This is a genomic window from Dictyoglomus sp., from assembly GCA_025060475.1.
Lineage (GTDB): Bacteria > Dictyoglomota > Dictyoglomia > Dictyoglomales > Dictyoglomaceae > NZ13-RE01.
In genome coordinates this window covers 131,398-145,877 of sequence record JANXBZ010000003.1, presented here as the reverse complement: position 1 = coordinate 145,877, position 14,480 = coordinate 131,398, and the positions used below count along the sequence as shown (strand labels likewise).

The following is a 14,480-nucleotide window of genomic DNA, read 5'->3' as shown; positions in this document are numbered from 1 at the left end:
AAGATCATCATCTCTTGTGTAATTCCCTGCGTAACAACCTATACAGTTTAAATTACATCTCATAGTAGGACTTATTAATATGGTATAGGGAACTGGGATTTGTAACTTTTTTTTGTTTAATTTATCAAAATTAACCCAAAAAAAGGCAACATTTATAAGAAGAATTTTCAATATTCTACCAGTATAAACAGGATCATAATAAGTAAAAATTTTATGAAGTAATCTTTGTACATCAGGATTGGTTTTAAACATATCTTCTACTGCAATTACAATATTTTTTGTTTCTTCATCGGGACTAAATCTCTTTGCTATATTTAAAAGTTTAGGAATTCTTTTCTCATAATCCTTAGCAGAATAATGAAAAACCCTCTCAAATATCCAACCTGCAAGATGCATCTTTGATTTGGTTAATTCATACATAATTTATACCCCCTAGTAAAAAATACTTAAGGGAATTATAATGCTTTTGATAGTTAATGTCAAAAAAGAGTATTTTTATCTTGGTGCAGGACCTGTAGAATTTCTAACTACTAAATACGTCTGTATATAACTTACCATTTTTTCTCCTTTTTCCATAAATCTCAAAAGAAGTTCTGCAGCTCTACTTCCTACTTCATGTTGAGGAAATACGACAGTAGTTAAGGGAGGATTAACATAAGAAGCTATAATTATATCATCTAAACCAACAATAGATATATCCTGCGGCACTTTTAATCCTTGGTTAATAGCTTCTCTTAGAGCTCCTATTGCCATCATATCATTTGATGCAAATACTGCGGTTGGTCTTGGATTCATATTTAGTATTTTTTTCATTGCTTCTTCTCCACTTCTCATTTTAAAATCTCCCTCAATAATCCTGTCTTTTCTTAGGGGAATATGATAGCGATTCAATGCAATTCTAAAGGCTCTTAATCTTGCTTGTGCTGTTTCAAGATCTTGAGGACCTGTTATTATAGCAATATCGGTATGCCCTAAATTCACAAGATGAGTTACCGCTTCTGAAATTCCTGATTGAAAATCTACAAGTAAACCACTTACATCCAAACCCTCAATACTTCTATCGAAAACCACAACAGGTATCTCATGAAGTTTAAGAAGATCTATAACAGAATCGTCTAATCTATTGGTCATTATTATTACTCCATCTACATGTCTATCAATAAATCTTTTGACTGATGTACATCCTAAATCAGGATCATAATCGGTATTACATAAAAATATACTGTATCCATGTTTTAGCATAACACTTTCAACACCTCTAATTACTGCTGGATAGAAGGGATTTGTAACATCACTTATTACTAATCCAATAGTATAAGATTTTTTTGAAAACCTCTTAGATTCAGGAATATATCCTAATTTTTGAGCAATTTTTAAAATTTTAGATTTTGTTTTTGGATTTAGAGCTCCTTTGTTATTGAGAGCAAAAGAAACAGCAGAAATAGAGACTCCTGCTTCTCTTGCAATATCTTTTAAAGTTACTCTCTTTTCAGTTTTTGTTTTTTCTTCTCTCATAGTTTATATCTCCTGTTAAATTAGATTTTTTACTAAATAGTATAAGAAGATTTTTTTAAAATTACAATATATATGATTGACTTTTTAGAGAAAATGGTTTAATATTTTAAGTAAAGATTTTAGTAAAAGGAGGCAATAAATAAGAGTATTATAATTCAAGCGATAATATTCTCCTTCTCAGGATTAACCTTTGTAACTACAAAATATTAAAATTATAAAATGGAGGTGCAAAATGGGAAAATATGCTATTGGTTTAGATTTTGGAACAAATTCGGTAAGAGCATTAGTAGTAGATATTTCAACTGGAGAAGAATTAGGGACTTATGTTTTTAATTATGAGCATGGAGAAGATGGGGTGATTTTGGATCCTAAAAATCCTAACGTAGCAAGACAACATCCGGCAGATTATGTAAAGGGCTTAGAGATTTCTATAGAAGAAGCCTTGAAAGAAGCAGAGAAAAAAGTAAAAGAATTTAATAGAAAAGATGTGATTGGAATAGGAGTAGATACTACAGGAAGTACTCCTATTCCTGTTGATAAAGAAGGAATACCTTTAGCTTTTCATGAAGAGTTTAAAGATAATATAAATGCATTGGCTTGGCTATGGAAGGATCATTCTAGTCATGAGGAAGCAGAAGAAATAACAGAACTTGCAAAAAAAAGAGGAGAACCTTATTTAAAAAAATATGGTGGGGTATATTCTTCTGAGTGGTTTTTTTCCAAAATTTTGCATTGCCTTCGAGTAGATCCTAAGGTATTTGAATCAGCATATAGTTGGGTGGAATTAGCAGATTATATTCCTGCTCTTTTAACTGGAAAAACGAAACCTGAAGAAATAAAAAGAAGTGTATGCGCTGCAGGACATAAAGCAATGTACAATCCAATTTGGGGAGGACTTCCTAGTAAGGAATTTTTAAGAGAATTAGATCCAAAACTTGCAGAATTAAGAGATCGACTTTATGATAAAGCATATACTGCTGATGTTCCTGCAGGAAAGATCTCTTCTTATTATGCAAAGAGATTTAATCTGTCAGAGGATGTAATTATAAGTGTTGGAGCCTTTGATGCTCATATGGGAGCAGTAGGTGCAGGAATAAAACCTGGAATATTAGTAAAAGTTATTGGCACATCTACATGTGATATGATGATAGTACCCAATACAGAAGATCTTCCTGATATTCCTGGATTATGCGGAATAGTAGACGGATCAATAACTCCAGGATACTTTGGATTAGAAGCAGGACAATCAGCAGTAGGAGATATATTTAATTGGTTTGTAAAATATTTCACTCCTATAGAATATAGTGATGAAATAACAAAGATCTCTGATGCTCACCAAATATTTACTGAAAAGGCTTCAAAATTAAAACCCGGAGAATCAGGTCTTCTTGCTTTAGATTGGAATAACGGAAATAGAACTATATTGGTAGATGCAAAATTAACAGGACTTCTAATAGGACAAACTCTTCATACAAAACCCGAAGAGATTTATAGAACATTAATAGAAGCAACTGCCTTTGGAGCAAGGGTAATTATGGAAAGATTTGAAGAATATGGAGTAAAAGTAAAAGAGATTATTGCTTGCGGAGGAATAGCAGAAAAGAATCCTTTTGTAATGCAAATTTATGCGGATATTCTTGGAAGAAACATTAAAATATCAAGATCTTCCCAAACTCCTGCCTTAGGTGCTGCAATTTTTGGAGCAGTAGCAGCAGGAAAAGAAAGAGGAGGCTATTCTAAAGTTGAAGAGGCTCAAGATATAATGTGTGGTGTAAAACCTTTTATATATAAACCTAATCCTCAAAATCATGAAATCTATAATAGACTTTATAAATTATACAGAGAATTACATGATATTTTTGGAACAAAAGAGGCAAGTTATAATTTATACCATATAATGAAAGAATTGATAAAAATAAGAGACGAAGTTAGAGATAAATATGCATAAACTACTCCTCTTGCCATAGAAATTAAAATATTTTATAATTAATGTTCAGAAAGGTTGGGCCCGTAGCTCAACGGCAGAGCAGCCGGCTCATAACCGGTTGGTTCTAGGTTCGAATCCTGGCGGGCCCACCATTTTTTTTATTAAGAAGGGGGCGGATAGCTCAGTGGTTAGAGCGCCTGCTTCACACGCAGGAGGTCGCAGGTTCAAATCCTGCTCCGCCCACCATAAACAAGATAAATTTTTAAAAATCCTTGACATAACATTAAATATATAGTATAAAATTTTACGTATTAAGTGAGCCGCTAGCTCAGTCGGTAGAGCACCTGACTTTTAATCAGGGGGTCACAGGTTCGATTCCTGTGCGGCTCACCAGAGAAAGGGCCCTCATCGTCTAGCCCGGCCTAGGACACCGCTCTTTCAAGGCGGTGACGGGGGTTCGAATCCCCCTGAGGGCGCCATGTGGGCGGATAGCTCAGTGGTTAGAGCGCCTGCCTTACAAGCAGGAGGTCGTAGGTTCAAGTCCTGCTCCGCCCACCATAAAATATGATATAATTATTAACAAGCGGGGTCGTGGTGTAGCCCGGTTTAACACACCTGCCTGTCACGCAGGAGATCGCGGGTTCGAATCCCGTCGACCCCGCCAAGTTTTTATATAAAGATTACCCCAAAAATTTTGTATTACCCCTTTTAAATTTGACTTACATAGTTTTTGAAAGTTATAATTTATTAAGAATTTTAAAGCCGGTGTAGCTCAGCAGGTTAGAGCAGCCGATTCGTAATCGGCAGGTCGCCGGTTCGAATCCGGCCTCCGGCTCCATAAAATTAAGAAAATGAAAGAAATAGGCAAAGTGATAGATAAAAAAGAAAACATAGTTGTTGTTGAATTGACTCCTTCATCGTTGTGTTCTTCATGCTCCTTATGTCAGAGAGGAAAGAACAGTAAATTTCTTTTAAATGCAATAGATGAATGTTCTGCTGAGATAGGAGATATAGTTTCTCTAGAAATTCCGAGAGCTTCCTACTATAAAGCTACTCTACTAATTTATATTATTCCTCTATTCTTTTTTCTTCTTGGTGTTTTTATTGGATATTTCATCTTTGGAAATAGCCTAAATAATGATCCTCAACTATCAGGTTTAATATTAGGAAGCTTTGGATTAATTCTTAGTTTCTTTATTGTTAAACATTTAGATAAAAAAATACAAAAAAAATCTCCTCATAAATATATTCCCATAGTGAGAGAAATTGTTCAAAGATAAGTTTGTTCCTCCTGATGGTTGGAGATTAGTTAAAGTTTTACCTAATTATATAATAGGTGAATTAGTAAAAGAATTTTTAAAATCTGAAGGATTTCATCCAAGACTTGTTTCTTCACCAATTCCATATACTGATCCTGTATATATGGGAAGAGGAGTTTCTGTTTATTTAATAGTTCCTGAGGAAGAATATATAGAAGTAATAAAAGTTTTGGAAGAATCTGAATTTGAATAAGTGAGGTGAGAGTTTATGGAAAATATTATAGAGAAATTAGTAAAAGCGAAATTAGCAAGTTATTCTTTAGGTTTAGCAAGTACCAAGGAAAAGAATAAAGCTTTAGAAAAAATTGCAGAAAACATAGAAAGAAATATCGATAAAATCCTCGAAGAGAATACAAAGGACATGGAAAGAGGAAAACAAAGAGGATTAAGTAAAGCTTTACTCGATAGAATCTTTCTAAATGAAAAAAGAATAAAGGATATAATTAGAAGTATTGAGGATGTTATTAGATTACCTGACCCTGTAGGAGAAATTATCTCAATACAAAAGAGACCTAATGGAATATTAGTAGGACAAATGAGAGTTCCTCTCGGAGTAATCGCTTTAATATATGAAGCAAGACCAAATGTAACTGTAGATGGGGCTATTTTGGCAATAAAATCTGGTAATTCTATAGTACTAAGAGGAAGTGCTGATGCACTATTTTCTAACATTATTCTTGGAAAGATAATGAGAGATGCCTTAAGAGAAACAACAATTTCTGAAGATGTAATTCAGATTATTGAATCACCTGAGCACGAAATTGTAGAGGAAATTCTTAAAATGCGAGATTATATTGATGTTGTTATTCCAAGAGGAAGTGCTAATTTTATTAAATACGTTATTGAGAAATCAAAGGTTCCTGTAATTGAAACTGGAGCAGGAAATAACCATATTTATGTAGATGATGAGGCAGATTTTAATATGGCAGAAGAAATAATATATAACGCAAAGGTTCAAAGACCCTCAGTTTGTAATGCTATAGAAAAAATTCTTGTCCATAAAAATATTGCTGAAAGTTTTCTTCCAAAGATATTTCATAGATTAAAGTCTGCAGGAGTAGAAATTAGAGGGTGTCCTGAAACAAGAAAAATATTACCTGAAGTCAAAGAAGCAACAGAAGAAGATTGGTATACTGAATATCTAGATCTTATTGTTGCTATAAAAATTGTCGATTCTATAGATTCTGCTATTGAGCATATAAATAAATACAATACTAAACATTCTGAAGGAATTATTACGAATAACTATCAAAAGGCTTTGACTTTCTTAAGAAAAGTAGATGCTGCTGCAGTCTATGTAAATGCCTCAACAAGATTTACCGATGGAGGAGAGTTTGGTTTAGGAGCAGAAATTGGAATTTCTACCCAGAAACTTCATGCGCGAGGACCCATGGGACTAAAGGAACTTACAACCACAAAATATATTATTTTTGGAGAAGGGCAAATAAGAGAATAAGAGGTGATTTTTATGCTAGGAATTATTGGCGGAGGCATGATGGGAGAAGCAATAATCTCTGGAATTCTAGATTCTCATATATATTCTTCTTCTCAAGTATTTGTTTCAGAACCAATTAAAGAAAGAAGAGAATATCTAAAAACTAAATATGGGATAAATACTACAGAAAATAATTTAGAGGTTATTAATAACTGTAGGATAATAATTCTTGCTGTCAAGCCTCAAAATATTGAAGAAGTTTTAAAAGAAATTTCCTTAAACGTAAGAGAAGATCAGATATACGTATCTATTGCTGCTGGGGTACCATTAAAGTATTTAGAAAAATATCTAAATAGAGCAAGAAGTATTTTTAGAATTATGCCTAATTTGCCTTTAATTGTGAAAAAAGGAATAATTACTATTACAAGTAATAAATATACAGAGGAAGATTTAAAAAGGGTTAAAGAAATTTTTGAAAATTTAGGGAAAATATGGGAGATTCCAGAAAAATACTTCAATATTATTACTGCCTTAACGGGTAGTGGACCTGCCTTTGCTTCATTAATACTTCAGGGTTTTACATTAGCTGGAGTTAAAAAAGGACTTTCTTATGATTTAGCTAAAGAATTAACTCTTCAACTTTTTTCAGGAATAGTTACACTTATCGAAGAGAAAAATTATTCTTTTGAAGATTTAATTAAAAAAACAAGTTCTCCTGGGGGTACAACTATAATGGGCTTAGAAAAATTTTATTCCGAAGGAATAATAGGAGTAATTATGGAGTCTATATCTAAAGCTGAAGAAAGATCAAAAGAAATAGAAGAAATTTTTAAGGAGGTGTAAATTATGAAAAGAGAGAAAGGAGTATGGCAAGTACTATTAGCAATATTTATTATTGGAGCATTATTAGGAGGGCTTATTGGTACCCTAGGAGGATATTATTTAATTAAAAAAGAGAATCCACAAGAAAAGTTATCTTCTAATTCTATACTACAAACTCAAGAAGTTTATATTCCCAAGAGTTTAGATGCTTTTGAAAGAGATATTGTTTCTATGGTAAATAAAGTAATGCCAGCAGTAGTGAATATAAGTACTGTAACATTAGTTGAAGACTTCTTCTTTGGAGTTACCCCTGTACCTGGGGTAGGATCAGGATTTATTATCGATCCAAAGGGGTATATAATAACTAATTACCATGTCGTAGAAAAAGCCCGAAAAATAGACGTAACCCTTGCTGAAGGAAAAAAATATCAAGGAAGATTAATAGGATATGATAAAAGATCAGATCTAGCAGTAATAAAGATTGAAGGAGAAAATTTTCCATATTTACCCCTTGGAAACTCGGATAATCTTCAACCAGGACAATTTGCTATTGCTATTGGAAATCCTTATGGACTTAATAGAACAGTAACTCTTGGAATAATAAGTGCTTTAAATAGAACAATAGTAGAGCCAAACGGAGTAAGATTGGAAAATCTAATTCAAACTGATGCAGCAATTAATCCAGGGAATAGTGGAGGTCCCTTGCTAAATATTAAAGGAGAAGTGATCGGAATAAATACTGCAATTCAAAGTAATGCACAAGGCATAGGATTTGCAATACCAATAAATAAGGCTAAAGAAATCGCAGATAAACTAATTAAAGAAGGAAAAGTTACCTATCCCTGGATTGGGATAAGAGGCTATGCTATAGAAAAAGAATATCTTAATTACATTAAATTTCCTGTAGATAAAGGAGTTGTAGTAGTAGAAGTTGTACCTGGAAGTCCTGCTGAAAAGGCAGGAATAAGAGGTGGTTATAGACAGATCTACATAGATAATACACCTTTAGTAGTGGGAGGCGATATTATTATTAAAATCGATGGAAAATCCGTGGAAACTATGGAAGAATTGAGAGCAGAGGTACAAAAAAGAAAAGTTGGAGATTGGGTAACTCTAACTTATATTAGAGATGGAAAAGAATATGTTGTAAGATTACAACTCGCTCCTATGCCTGAAAATATATATTGATGTGGTTATAAAAGTCTTATTAGTAGGTAAAATAAGAAATGATTTTATTATAAATGGGGTCCAAGAATATGTAAAAAGAATTAAAGCTTATTCTAAGATAGAGATTATAAATATTACAAATTTTACCAATCTTCCTCCCCCTCAAGCTCTATTGAGGGAGGAGGAATTAATTAAAAAACATATTAGGTCCTCCTATACTATAGTATTAGATAAAGATGGTATTTTATTAAACTCTTATGAATTAGCAGATAAATTAAAAGATTTTTACACGAATTTAAAAGACTCTTGTTTATCTTTTATAATTGGTGGTATCTTTGGTATTTCGGAAAATCTTAAGAAAAACGCAAATCTACTCTTATCTTTGTCAAAGCTTACCTTTACCCATGAATTTGCTCTTCTGATATTATTGGAGCAGATTTATAGAAGCTTTAAAATCATTAAGAATGAGCCCTATCATTATTAGAGTTTTCTTCTCAAGAATATAAGAGAAACAAATAAAAAAATAATATTTCCAAGCCATGCTCCTAAAATTGGAGAAAGAATTCCTCCTCGTGCTAATGATCTTCCAATAGAGAATATTATATAATAGATAAAAATTGTAATAACACTTAGACCAAAGCTTAAAGATCTTCCTCCTTTTTTAGTTTGTAATCCTAAGCCTAAAGCTAAAAGAGCAAAAATAGGACAAGTGAAAGGTAATGCAAACCTAATATATAATTCTGTCCAAAGGTTTATTAAATTTATACCACTTCCGTGAAATAGTCTTATTTGATCGATTATTTCCCATATAGACATTTCATTTATAGGTTTTGTTGAAGGAATAATTTGACTTGGATTTCTATTTAAAATTATCCTTTTTTCTTTAAATCCTCCCTGTAAAATCATATCTCCAAAAGAATTCAATACATAAATCTTTCCCTCATAAAATATCCATCCTTGATTAGGATACCATTTAGCTCTTTTTGCTGTAATAATTTCTTTTATATCATCCTTTATTATTTGAATTAAAAGAGCATCTTTAATTTCCTGATTTTGAGGAGAAAATTTTCTAAAAAAATAAAAATTATTATTATCTCTAAAGAATACATTTTCTCTATCAGGAATAGGAGCCGATTTTAATATTGCTCTTTGATAAAGATTTTTTTCTTGTTCTATAGCCTTGGGAGATATTATTTCATTAAAATAGAACATAATAAATAAAACCCCAAAAGAAAAAATAAGTAAAGAAGGAAGAAAATTGGACAGGCTTGCTCCTGAGGCTTTCATCGCTGTTATCTCTCCTCTTTCAATGAACTGTCCAATTATATAAATAACTGCTAAGAAAATTGCCATAGGAAAAGTATAAGTAAGATAAGGAGGTATTTTAAGAATAAAAATCCTTAATGCGATTCCTATGTCTATAGATCTACTTATAATAAGATCCATAATCTCAAATAGAGGAGAGACTATAAGAATAGAAGTGAATAAAAAAATTCCAAAAATAAAAACAGGTATAAAACTTTTAAGAAAATATTTATTTATAATTCTCAAATTATGAGGGCTTATCTAAAATAACAATAGTAGCCCCTTCACCTCCTTCTAAAAGATCAGCAGTATAGAATTCTTTAACATAATTAAGAGTAGATAGATATTCATGAACTGCTTTCTTTAATTTTCCAGTACCCTTACCATGAACAATCCTTACTCGAGGAAGACCTGCCAAGAAAGCATCTTCTAGATACTTTTTTAATATCTCTAATCCTTCATCTACATTTAATTGTCTAATGTTAATTTCCATAGGAACATATTTTTTTCTTTCTACTTTAATAAAGTTTGGAATTATGTCATCCTTCTCTTCAGTTATTTTTTCTAAATCTCTAAAAGCTATATTTAATCTTAGTATTCCTACTTGCACCAATGCAGTCTTTTTATCTGTATCTACATCTAATACAATTCCCTCTTTACTAGAATCTTTAATTTTAACTTTCTCACCAATATGAGGAATATATATTTCCTCCTTTTTCTCTCTTTTTTCTCGAACTTGTAAAGAAAGATCTCTAATTTCTCTTTGGATTTTTTGAGCAGTTTGCATAGATAAAGATTCTTCTTGAAGTTTTTTTATAATTTCTTTGACTCTTTCTTCTAACTGACTAAGTTCCTTTAATAATTTATTTGTCTCTTTATTTTTTAAGAGTTCTTTTTCTTCTAAAATTTTCCTCTTCTCTTCTTCTAATTTCTTCTTCTCAATCTCTAAATCTTTTTTTATTTTATTCAATTCCTCATATTCTCTTTGAAGTTTTTGTTTTTCTCTCTGAAGTTCGCCAATAAGATCTTCAACTTTTACCTCATTATCTGAGAGAAAACTATATGCTCTATCTATTATTTTTTGAGCTAATCCTAATCTCTTTGCAATTTTTAATGCATTACTTTTTCCAGGAATTCCTAAGCTAATTCTATATAAAGGTCTTAGACTTTCATCGTCAAAATCCATAGAAGCATTTTCCATTCCCTCATACTTGGTTGCAATGATTTTAAGTTGTGGATAATGAGTAGCAATAATATTTATTGTTCCCTTCAAATGAAAGTACTCAAGAAGTGCTAAGGCAAGAGCTGATCCTTCTTGAGGATCGGTACCTGCTCCAAGTTCATCCAAAAGAATTAGAATATTTTCATGTTTATCATTTTTTTCTAAATATTCTACCATTTCAATGATATTTGTGAGATGAGAAGAAAAAGTACTCAGATTTTGCTCAATACTTTGTTCATCTCCTATATCTAAAAAAATCTTATCGAATATTCCTAAAAGAGTCCCTTCCTTTGCAGGAACAGGAATTCCTGCCTGATTTAGAAGAGTAAAAAGTCCAATAGTTTTTAATGTAACAGTCTTTCCTCCTGTGTTTGGACCAGTAATTACTAAGGTATTAAATTTTCTGCCTATTTCCAAAGATATAGGGACTGCTCTTTCTCCTAAAAAAGGATGCCTTGCATCTCTTAGAATTATTACTGGTCTAGTTTCTAACTCAGGTATGATACATTTATATTTTTCCGCCCAATGAATTTTTGCATAAACGAAATCAAGATAAGATGTATTTTCAAGATTTTCTAAAATTTCTTTTTCATATGAAATCACTAAATTAGTTAATCTTTTTAAAATTCTTTCTATTTCTTTTTTTTCTTCTATTTCTAAAAGATTTAATTGATTATTAAGTTCCACTAAAGGTAAAGGTTCTATATAAAAAGTAAGTCCTGACGCAGATTGGTCATGAACAATTCCGTTAAGACGATTTCTAAATTCTTGTTTAACAGGAAGAACATATCTTCCATGCCTTACAGTGATTATTGGTTCTTGGAGAAAATTTTTCCATTCCTTTTGGAGAAAATGCTCTGCAGTTTCTTTTATTTTTTGATGAGTCTTAAATATTTTGTTTCTTATATTCTTCAATTCAGAAGAAGCACTATCTAATATCTCCCCATTTTGAATACATTTTTTTATTTCTAATAAAAGGTTAGAAAGAACATGTATATTTTTTCCCCACAAATCCTTTGCTATATTTTTAGCCTTTTCCTGATAGTCTCTTAACTTTTTCCATGCCTCCAAAGTAGATATAATCTCTTCGAATTCTTCTGGAAAAATTATTCCCCCAATTTTTCCTTTTTCAAGATATTTTCTTATATCTTTAATACCTGAAAAAGAAGGAAATCCTAATTCATAAATAGTCCTATATGCTTCTTTATTTTCTCTATGCCATTTTTCAATTAACAAATATTCATTCGTCGGCAAAAGAGAAAGAATTTTTTCCCTTCCAAGAGAAGTTTCGGCATATTCTGAAATTTCCTTAATTATTTTTTCCCATTCTAATATCTTTAGAGACTTTTTCATTTCATTCTTAAAAAGATTCCTATTTCTCTTAATTTTAGAAGTATCTTTTCAATTATTGAATCTACTTCTTCATCGGTAAGGGTATGATCTAGAGAGACAAAGAAAAGAGAAAATGCTAAACTTTTATATCCTTCTTCTATCTTTTCGCCTTTATATAAATCAAATAGTTTTATTGAATAAAGAAGTTCTCCTGAAGATTCTTTGATCAATTTCTCTACTTCTTTTGCTTGAATGTTTTCTGGAACTAGAAGAGCTAAATCTCTCTTTACTCCAGGATATAAAGGTAAAGGTTTAAATTTTGGTTTTTCTTTAATATTAGGTATTAGATCTAAATTAACTTCTCCGTAGTATATTCTTTCTCTTAAATCATAATTTTGCGTAATTAAAGGATTTACTTCTCCCATAAAACCAATAATTTTGTTTTCAAGAACAATAATCCCTTGTCTTACTGGATGTAAAAAGGGAAAATCGCTCTTTTCTAAATTTAGCTCCATTCCCCATATCTCCTCGAAAATATTTTCGAAAATTCCTTTTAAGTCATAAAAATCTGCTTTCAAAATATTCGAAGAAATATTCCACGAGGAGATAAACCACTCGCCACCTAAAAGAATTCCTAAATGTTTTTCTTCTCTGTATTTGTTATTATCCCTTAAGAAAATTTTTCCAATTTCGAATATAAAAACATCTTTCCTCTGTTTATTTGTATTTGTTTGAGCAACTTTTAAAAGACTTGGAAGTAGAGATGTCCTTAAAATACTAATTTCCTCACTTAATGGATTTGTAAGAGATATATAATTATTAAAAGGTTCCATAGTCATAATTCCTGAGTTTTCAAAATCTTTTCGAGAAATAAAACTGTAATTAATCACTTCCGTCAATCCAAGAGAAGTTAATATACTCTTTAGCTTTTTTTCAATTATCTCCTCTTCTAAAGGCGGTTCTACAACTATTCCTTTTTGCATCGGTAATGTGGGAATATTGTCATATCCAAAAAATCTTGCAATTTCTTCTATTAAATCAATCTCTTCTTTTATATCTTGCCTATAAGAGGGAATTTTTATTTCTAATATAGGATTATGAGAAATCACTTGGAATCCTATTCTTAAAAGTTGATTTACTATCTCTTCCTCTTTTAATTCTGTCCCTAAAATCTTATTTACTCTTGAAGGTCTTAAAAAGACCTTATTTTCTACAGGAAGTTCTTTATGTATATCAATTTTTCCCCCAATAAGTCTCCCACCTGCAACAGCATTAATAAGCTGCCCTGCCCTATCTAAAATTTTAGGGGTTTGGAGTATATCTACTCCTCTTTCAAATCTCAAAGATGCTTCTGTTCTTAATCCTAATTTTCTGGCACTTCTTCTTATATTTATAGGATTAAAATTAGCAGCTTCTAATAAAACATTTCTGGTTTCCTTTGAAATCTCAGTTTCCTTTCCCCCCATAATTCCGCCAATCCCTACTGGTCTCTCAGTATCTGCGATTACTAATATACTTTCATCGAGAACTTTCTCTTCATCATTTATTAACACAATTTTTTCTCCTGGTTTTGCTCTTCTTGCAATTAATTTATTTCCTTTTAATAAATCAAAATCATAAGCATGAAGTGGCTGTCCTGTTTCGAGCATGAGGAAATTTGTTACATCTACAACATTATTAATAGATCTAATCCCTACTCTTTCTAATCTCCACCTAAGCCAGAATGGTGATTTTTCAACTTTTACATCTTTAATGAGTCTTAAAGTTAATCTTGGACATAACTCGAAGTCTAAAATTTCTCCTTTAACAAAATTTTCAATATAATCCTTTTCCTCTTTTATTTCTATTTCTGGAATTTTCAGAGGAATATTAAAGTATGCTGATAACTCTCTTGCAATACCTAAATAACTTAAACAATCCCCTCTATTAGATGGGATTTCTACTTCTATAAGAAAATCACCATCTCCTAGATATTCGCTTAATTTTTTTCCAACCTCAAATTCTTCTGGTAAAATCATTATTCCTTCAGCATCATTAGATATTTCTAATTCCCATTCAGAACAAAGCATTCCTTGAGATGGAATATCATCAAAATATTTTAAAGTTATTTCTTCCCCCATAATTTTAGTTCCTATGGGAGCTACGGGAACTTTTGCTCCTATAAATAAATTCTTTGCACCAGTAACAATATTCAACACTTCTTTGCCATCAAAAACTTTACATATAATAAGTCCTTCTTTTGTAGGATGAGTTTTCAATTCTCTCACTTCTCCAATTAAAACTTTAGACCATACTTCCCCGATTTTTAATTTTCCATTCTTATACTGATAAGATGCGTATAAACCTAAATTTCTTAATGCTTTAATAACATCATCAGAATCTATAGGTTCTAGATAATCTATAAGCCATCTATATGAAATTAACATTGGATAATTC

12 protein-coding genes and 7 tRNA genes are annotated in these 14,480 nt (G+C 31.3%); 14 read left to right on the top strand and 5 right to left on the bottom strand.

All coding sequences use genetic code 11. The features are described 5' to 3' along the window. Together NZ841_02775 and NZ841_02770 are read right to left on the bottom strand one after the other, a co-directional pair. On the bottom strand, nucleotides 1–420 hold a 420-nt coding region (locus NZ841_02775), incomplete at its 3' end, for a radical SAM protein (protein MCS7201680.1). Between the two features lie 75 nt (nucleotides 421–495). Further along, complete coding sequence (locus NZ841_02770) at nucleotides 496–1,515, bottom strand: LacI family transcriptional regulator (protein ID MCS7201679.1); 1,020 nt, start codon at nucleotides 1,513–1,515, stop codon at nucleotides 496–498. A 232-nt stretch (nucleotides 1,516–1,747) separates the two neighbouring features. On the opposite strand from NZ841_02770, the gene NZ841_02765 reads away from it, so the two are divergent. The 14 genes from NZ841_02765 (at nucleotide 1,748) to NZ841_02700 (ending at nucleotide 8,669) form a co-directional block, all read left to right on the top strand. After that, nucleotides 1,748–3,463 (top strand): ribulokinase, encoded by a 1,716-nt coding sequence (locus NZ841_02765; GenBank protein ID MCS7201678.1) that lies wholly within the window; start codon nucleotides 1,748–1,750, stop codon nucleotides 3,461–3,463. 56 nt (nucleotides 3,464–3,519) lie between these two features. Beyond that, nucleotides 3,520–3,594 (top strand) — tRNA-Ile (locus tag NZ841_02760). Between the two features lie 18 nt (nucleotides 3,595–3,612). Then, nucleotides 3,613–3,688 (top strand) — tRNA-Val (locus NZ841_02755). A gap of 71 nt (nucleotides 3,689–3,759) precedes the next feature. Beyond that, nucleotides 3,760–3,835: transfer RNA gene (locus NZ841_02750), tRNA-Lys, on the top strand. Nucleotides 3,836–3,843: 8 nt separating this feature from the next. Beyond that, a tRNA-Glu gene (locus NZ841_02745) sits at nucleotides 3,844–3,921 on the top strand. Between the two features lie 3 nt (nucleotides 3,922–3,924). Continuing rightward, nucleotides 3,925–4,000: transfer RNA gene (locus NZ841_02740), tRNA-Val, on the top strand. Nucleotides 4,001–4,027: 27 nt separating this feature from the next. After that, nucleotides 4,028–4,106 (top strand) — tRNA-Asp (locus NZ841_02735). A gap of 97 nt (nucleotides 4,107–4,203) precedes the next feature. Further along, nucleotides 4,204–4,280 (top strand) — tRNA-Thr (locus tag NZ841_02730). Nucleotides 4,281–4,293: 13 nt separating this feature from the next. Further along, the gene (locus NZ841_02725; protein MCS7201677.1) at nucleotides 4,294–4,722 is read left to right on the top strand and encodes a SoxR reducing system RseC family protein; all 429 of its coding nucleotides are present in this window, start codon (nucleotides 4,294–4,296) and stop codon (nucleotides 4,720–4,722) included. Then, entirely contained in the window at nucleotides 4,709–4,954 is a 246-nt protein-coding gene (locus NZ841_02720) for a 2-oxoglutarate:ferredoxin oxidoreductase (protein MCS7201676.1), read from the top strand. The genes NZ841_02725 and NZ841_02720 overlap by 14 nt, the downstream gene beginning before the upstream one ends. Before the next feature lie 15 nt (nucleotides 4,955–4,969). Continuing rightward, nucleotides 4,970–6,217, top strand: coding sequence for a glutamate-5-semialdehyde dehydrogenase (locus tag NZ841_02715; GenBank protein ID MCS7201675.1), 1,248 nt, complete (start codon nucleotides 4,970–4,972; stop codon nucleotides 6,215–6,217). 12 nt (nucleotides 6,218–6,229) lie between these two features. Further along, entirely contained in the window at nucleotides 6,230–7,039 is an 810-nt protein-coding gene (proC, locus tag NZ841_02710) for a pyrroline-5-carboxylate reductase (protein ID MCS7201674.1), read from the top strand. Nucleotides 7,040–7,042: 3 nt separating this feature from the next. Beyond that, complete coding sequence (locus NZ841_02705) at nucleotides 7,043–8,206, top strand: trypsin-like peptidase domain-containing protein (protein MCS7201673.1); 1,164 nt, start codon at nucleotides 7,043–7,045, stop codon at nucleotides 8,204–8,206. A 1-nt stretch (nucleotide 8,207) separates the two neighbouring features. Then, nucleotides 8,208–8,669 carry a 23S rRNA (pseudouridine(1915)-N(3))-methyltransferase RlmH gene (locus NZ841_02700; GenBank protein ID MCS7201672.1) on the top strand — a complete coding sequence of 154 codons (462 nt, stop codon included), beginning with the start codon at nucleotides 8,208–8,210 and terminating at the stop codon, nucleotides 8,667–8,669. Here the strand turns inward: NZ841_02700 and NZ841_02695 are convergent. The 3 genes from NZ841_02695 to pheT are packed head-to-tail and all read right to left on the bottom strand — an operon-like array spanning nucleotide 8,666 to nucleotide 14,470. After that, entirely contained in the window at nucleotides 8,666–9,736 is a 1,071-nt protein-coding gene (locus NZ841_02695; protein ID MCS7201671.1) for an LptF/LptG family permease, read from the bottom strand. The two genes, NZ841_02700 and NZ841_02695, sit on opposite strands and share 4 nt — an antisense overlap. Before the next feature lies 1 nt (nucleotide 9,737). Continuing rightward, complete coding sequence (locus NZ841_02690; protein MCS7201670.1) at nucleotides 9,738–12,065, bottom strand: endonuclease MutS2; 2,328 nt, start codon at nucleotides 12,063–12,065, stop codon at nucleotides 9,738–9,740. Next, nucleotides 12,062–14,470 carry a phenylalanine--tRNA ligase subunit beta gene (gene pheT / locus NZ841_02685; GenBank protein ID MCS7201669.1) on the bottom strand — a complete coding sequence of 803 codons (2,409 nt, stop codon included), beginning with the start codon at nucleotides 14,468–14,470 and terminating at the stop codon, nucleotides 12,062–12,064. Before pheT ends, NZ841_02690 begins: the two co-directional genes overlap by 4 nt. Nucleotides 14,471–14,480 lie beyond the last annotated feature (10 nt).

What these genes read in the sequence shown, in the direction of transcription:
- NZ841_02770 (MCS7201679.1), bottom strand. Translation starts at nt 1,515, where the DNA reads ATGAGAGAAGAAAAAACAAAAACTGAAAAGAGAGTAACTTTAAAAGAT.
- NZ841_02765 (MCS7201678.1), top strand. Translation starts at nt 1,748, where the DNA reads ATGGGAAAATATGCTATTGGTTTAGATTTTGGAACAAATTCGGTAAGA.
- NZ841_02725 (MCS7201677.1), top strand. Translation starts at nt 4,294, where the DNA reads ATGAAAGAAATAGGCAAAGTGATAGATAAAAAAGAAAACATAGTTGTT.
- NZ841_02715 (MCS7201675.1), top strand. Translation starts at nt 4,970, where the DNA reads ATGGAAAATATTATAGAGAAATTAGTAAAAGCGAAATTAGCAAGTTAT.
- proC (MCS7201674.1), top strand. Translation starts at nt 6,230, where the DNA reads ATGCTAGGAATTATTGGCGGAGGCATGATGGGAGAAGCAATAATCTCT.
- NZ841_02705 (MCS7201673.1), top strand. Translation starts at nt 7,043, where the DNA reads ATGAAAAGAGAGAAAGGAGTATGGCAAGTACTATTAGCAATATTTATT.
- NZ841_02690 (MCS7201670.1), bottom strand. Translation starts at nt 12,065, where the DNA reads ATGAAAAAGTCTCTAAAGATATTAGAATGGGAAAAAATAATTAAGGAA.
- pheT (MCS7201669.1), bottom strand. Translation starts at nt 14,470, where the DNA reads ATGTTAATTTCATATAGATGGCTTATAGATTATCTAGAACCTATAGAT.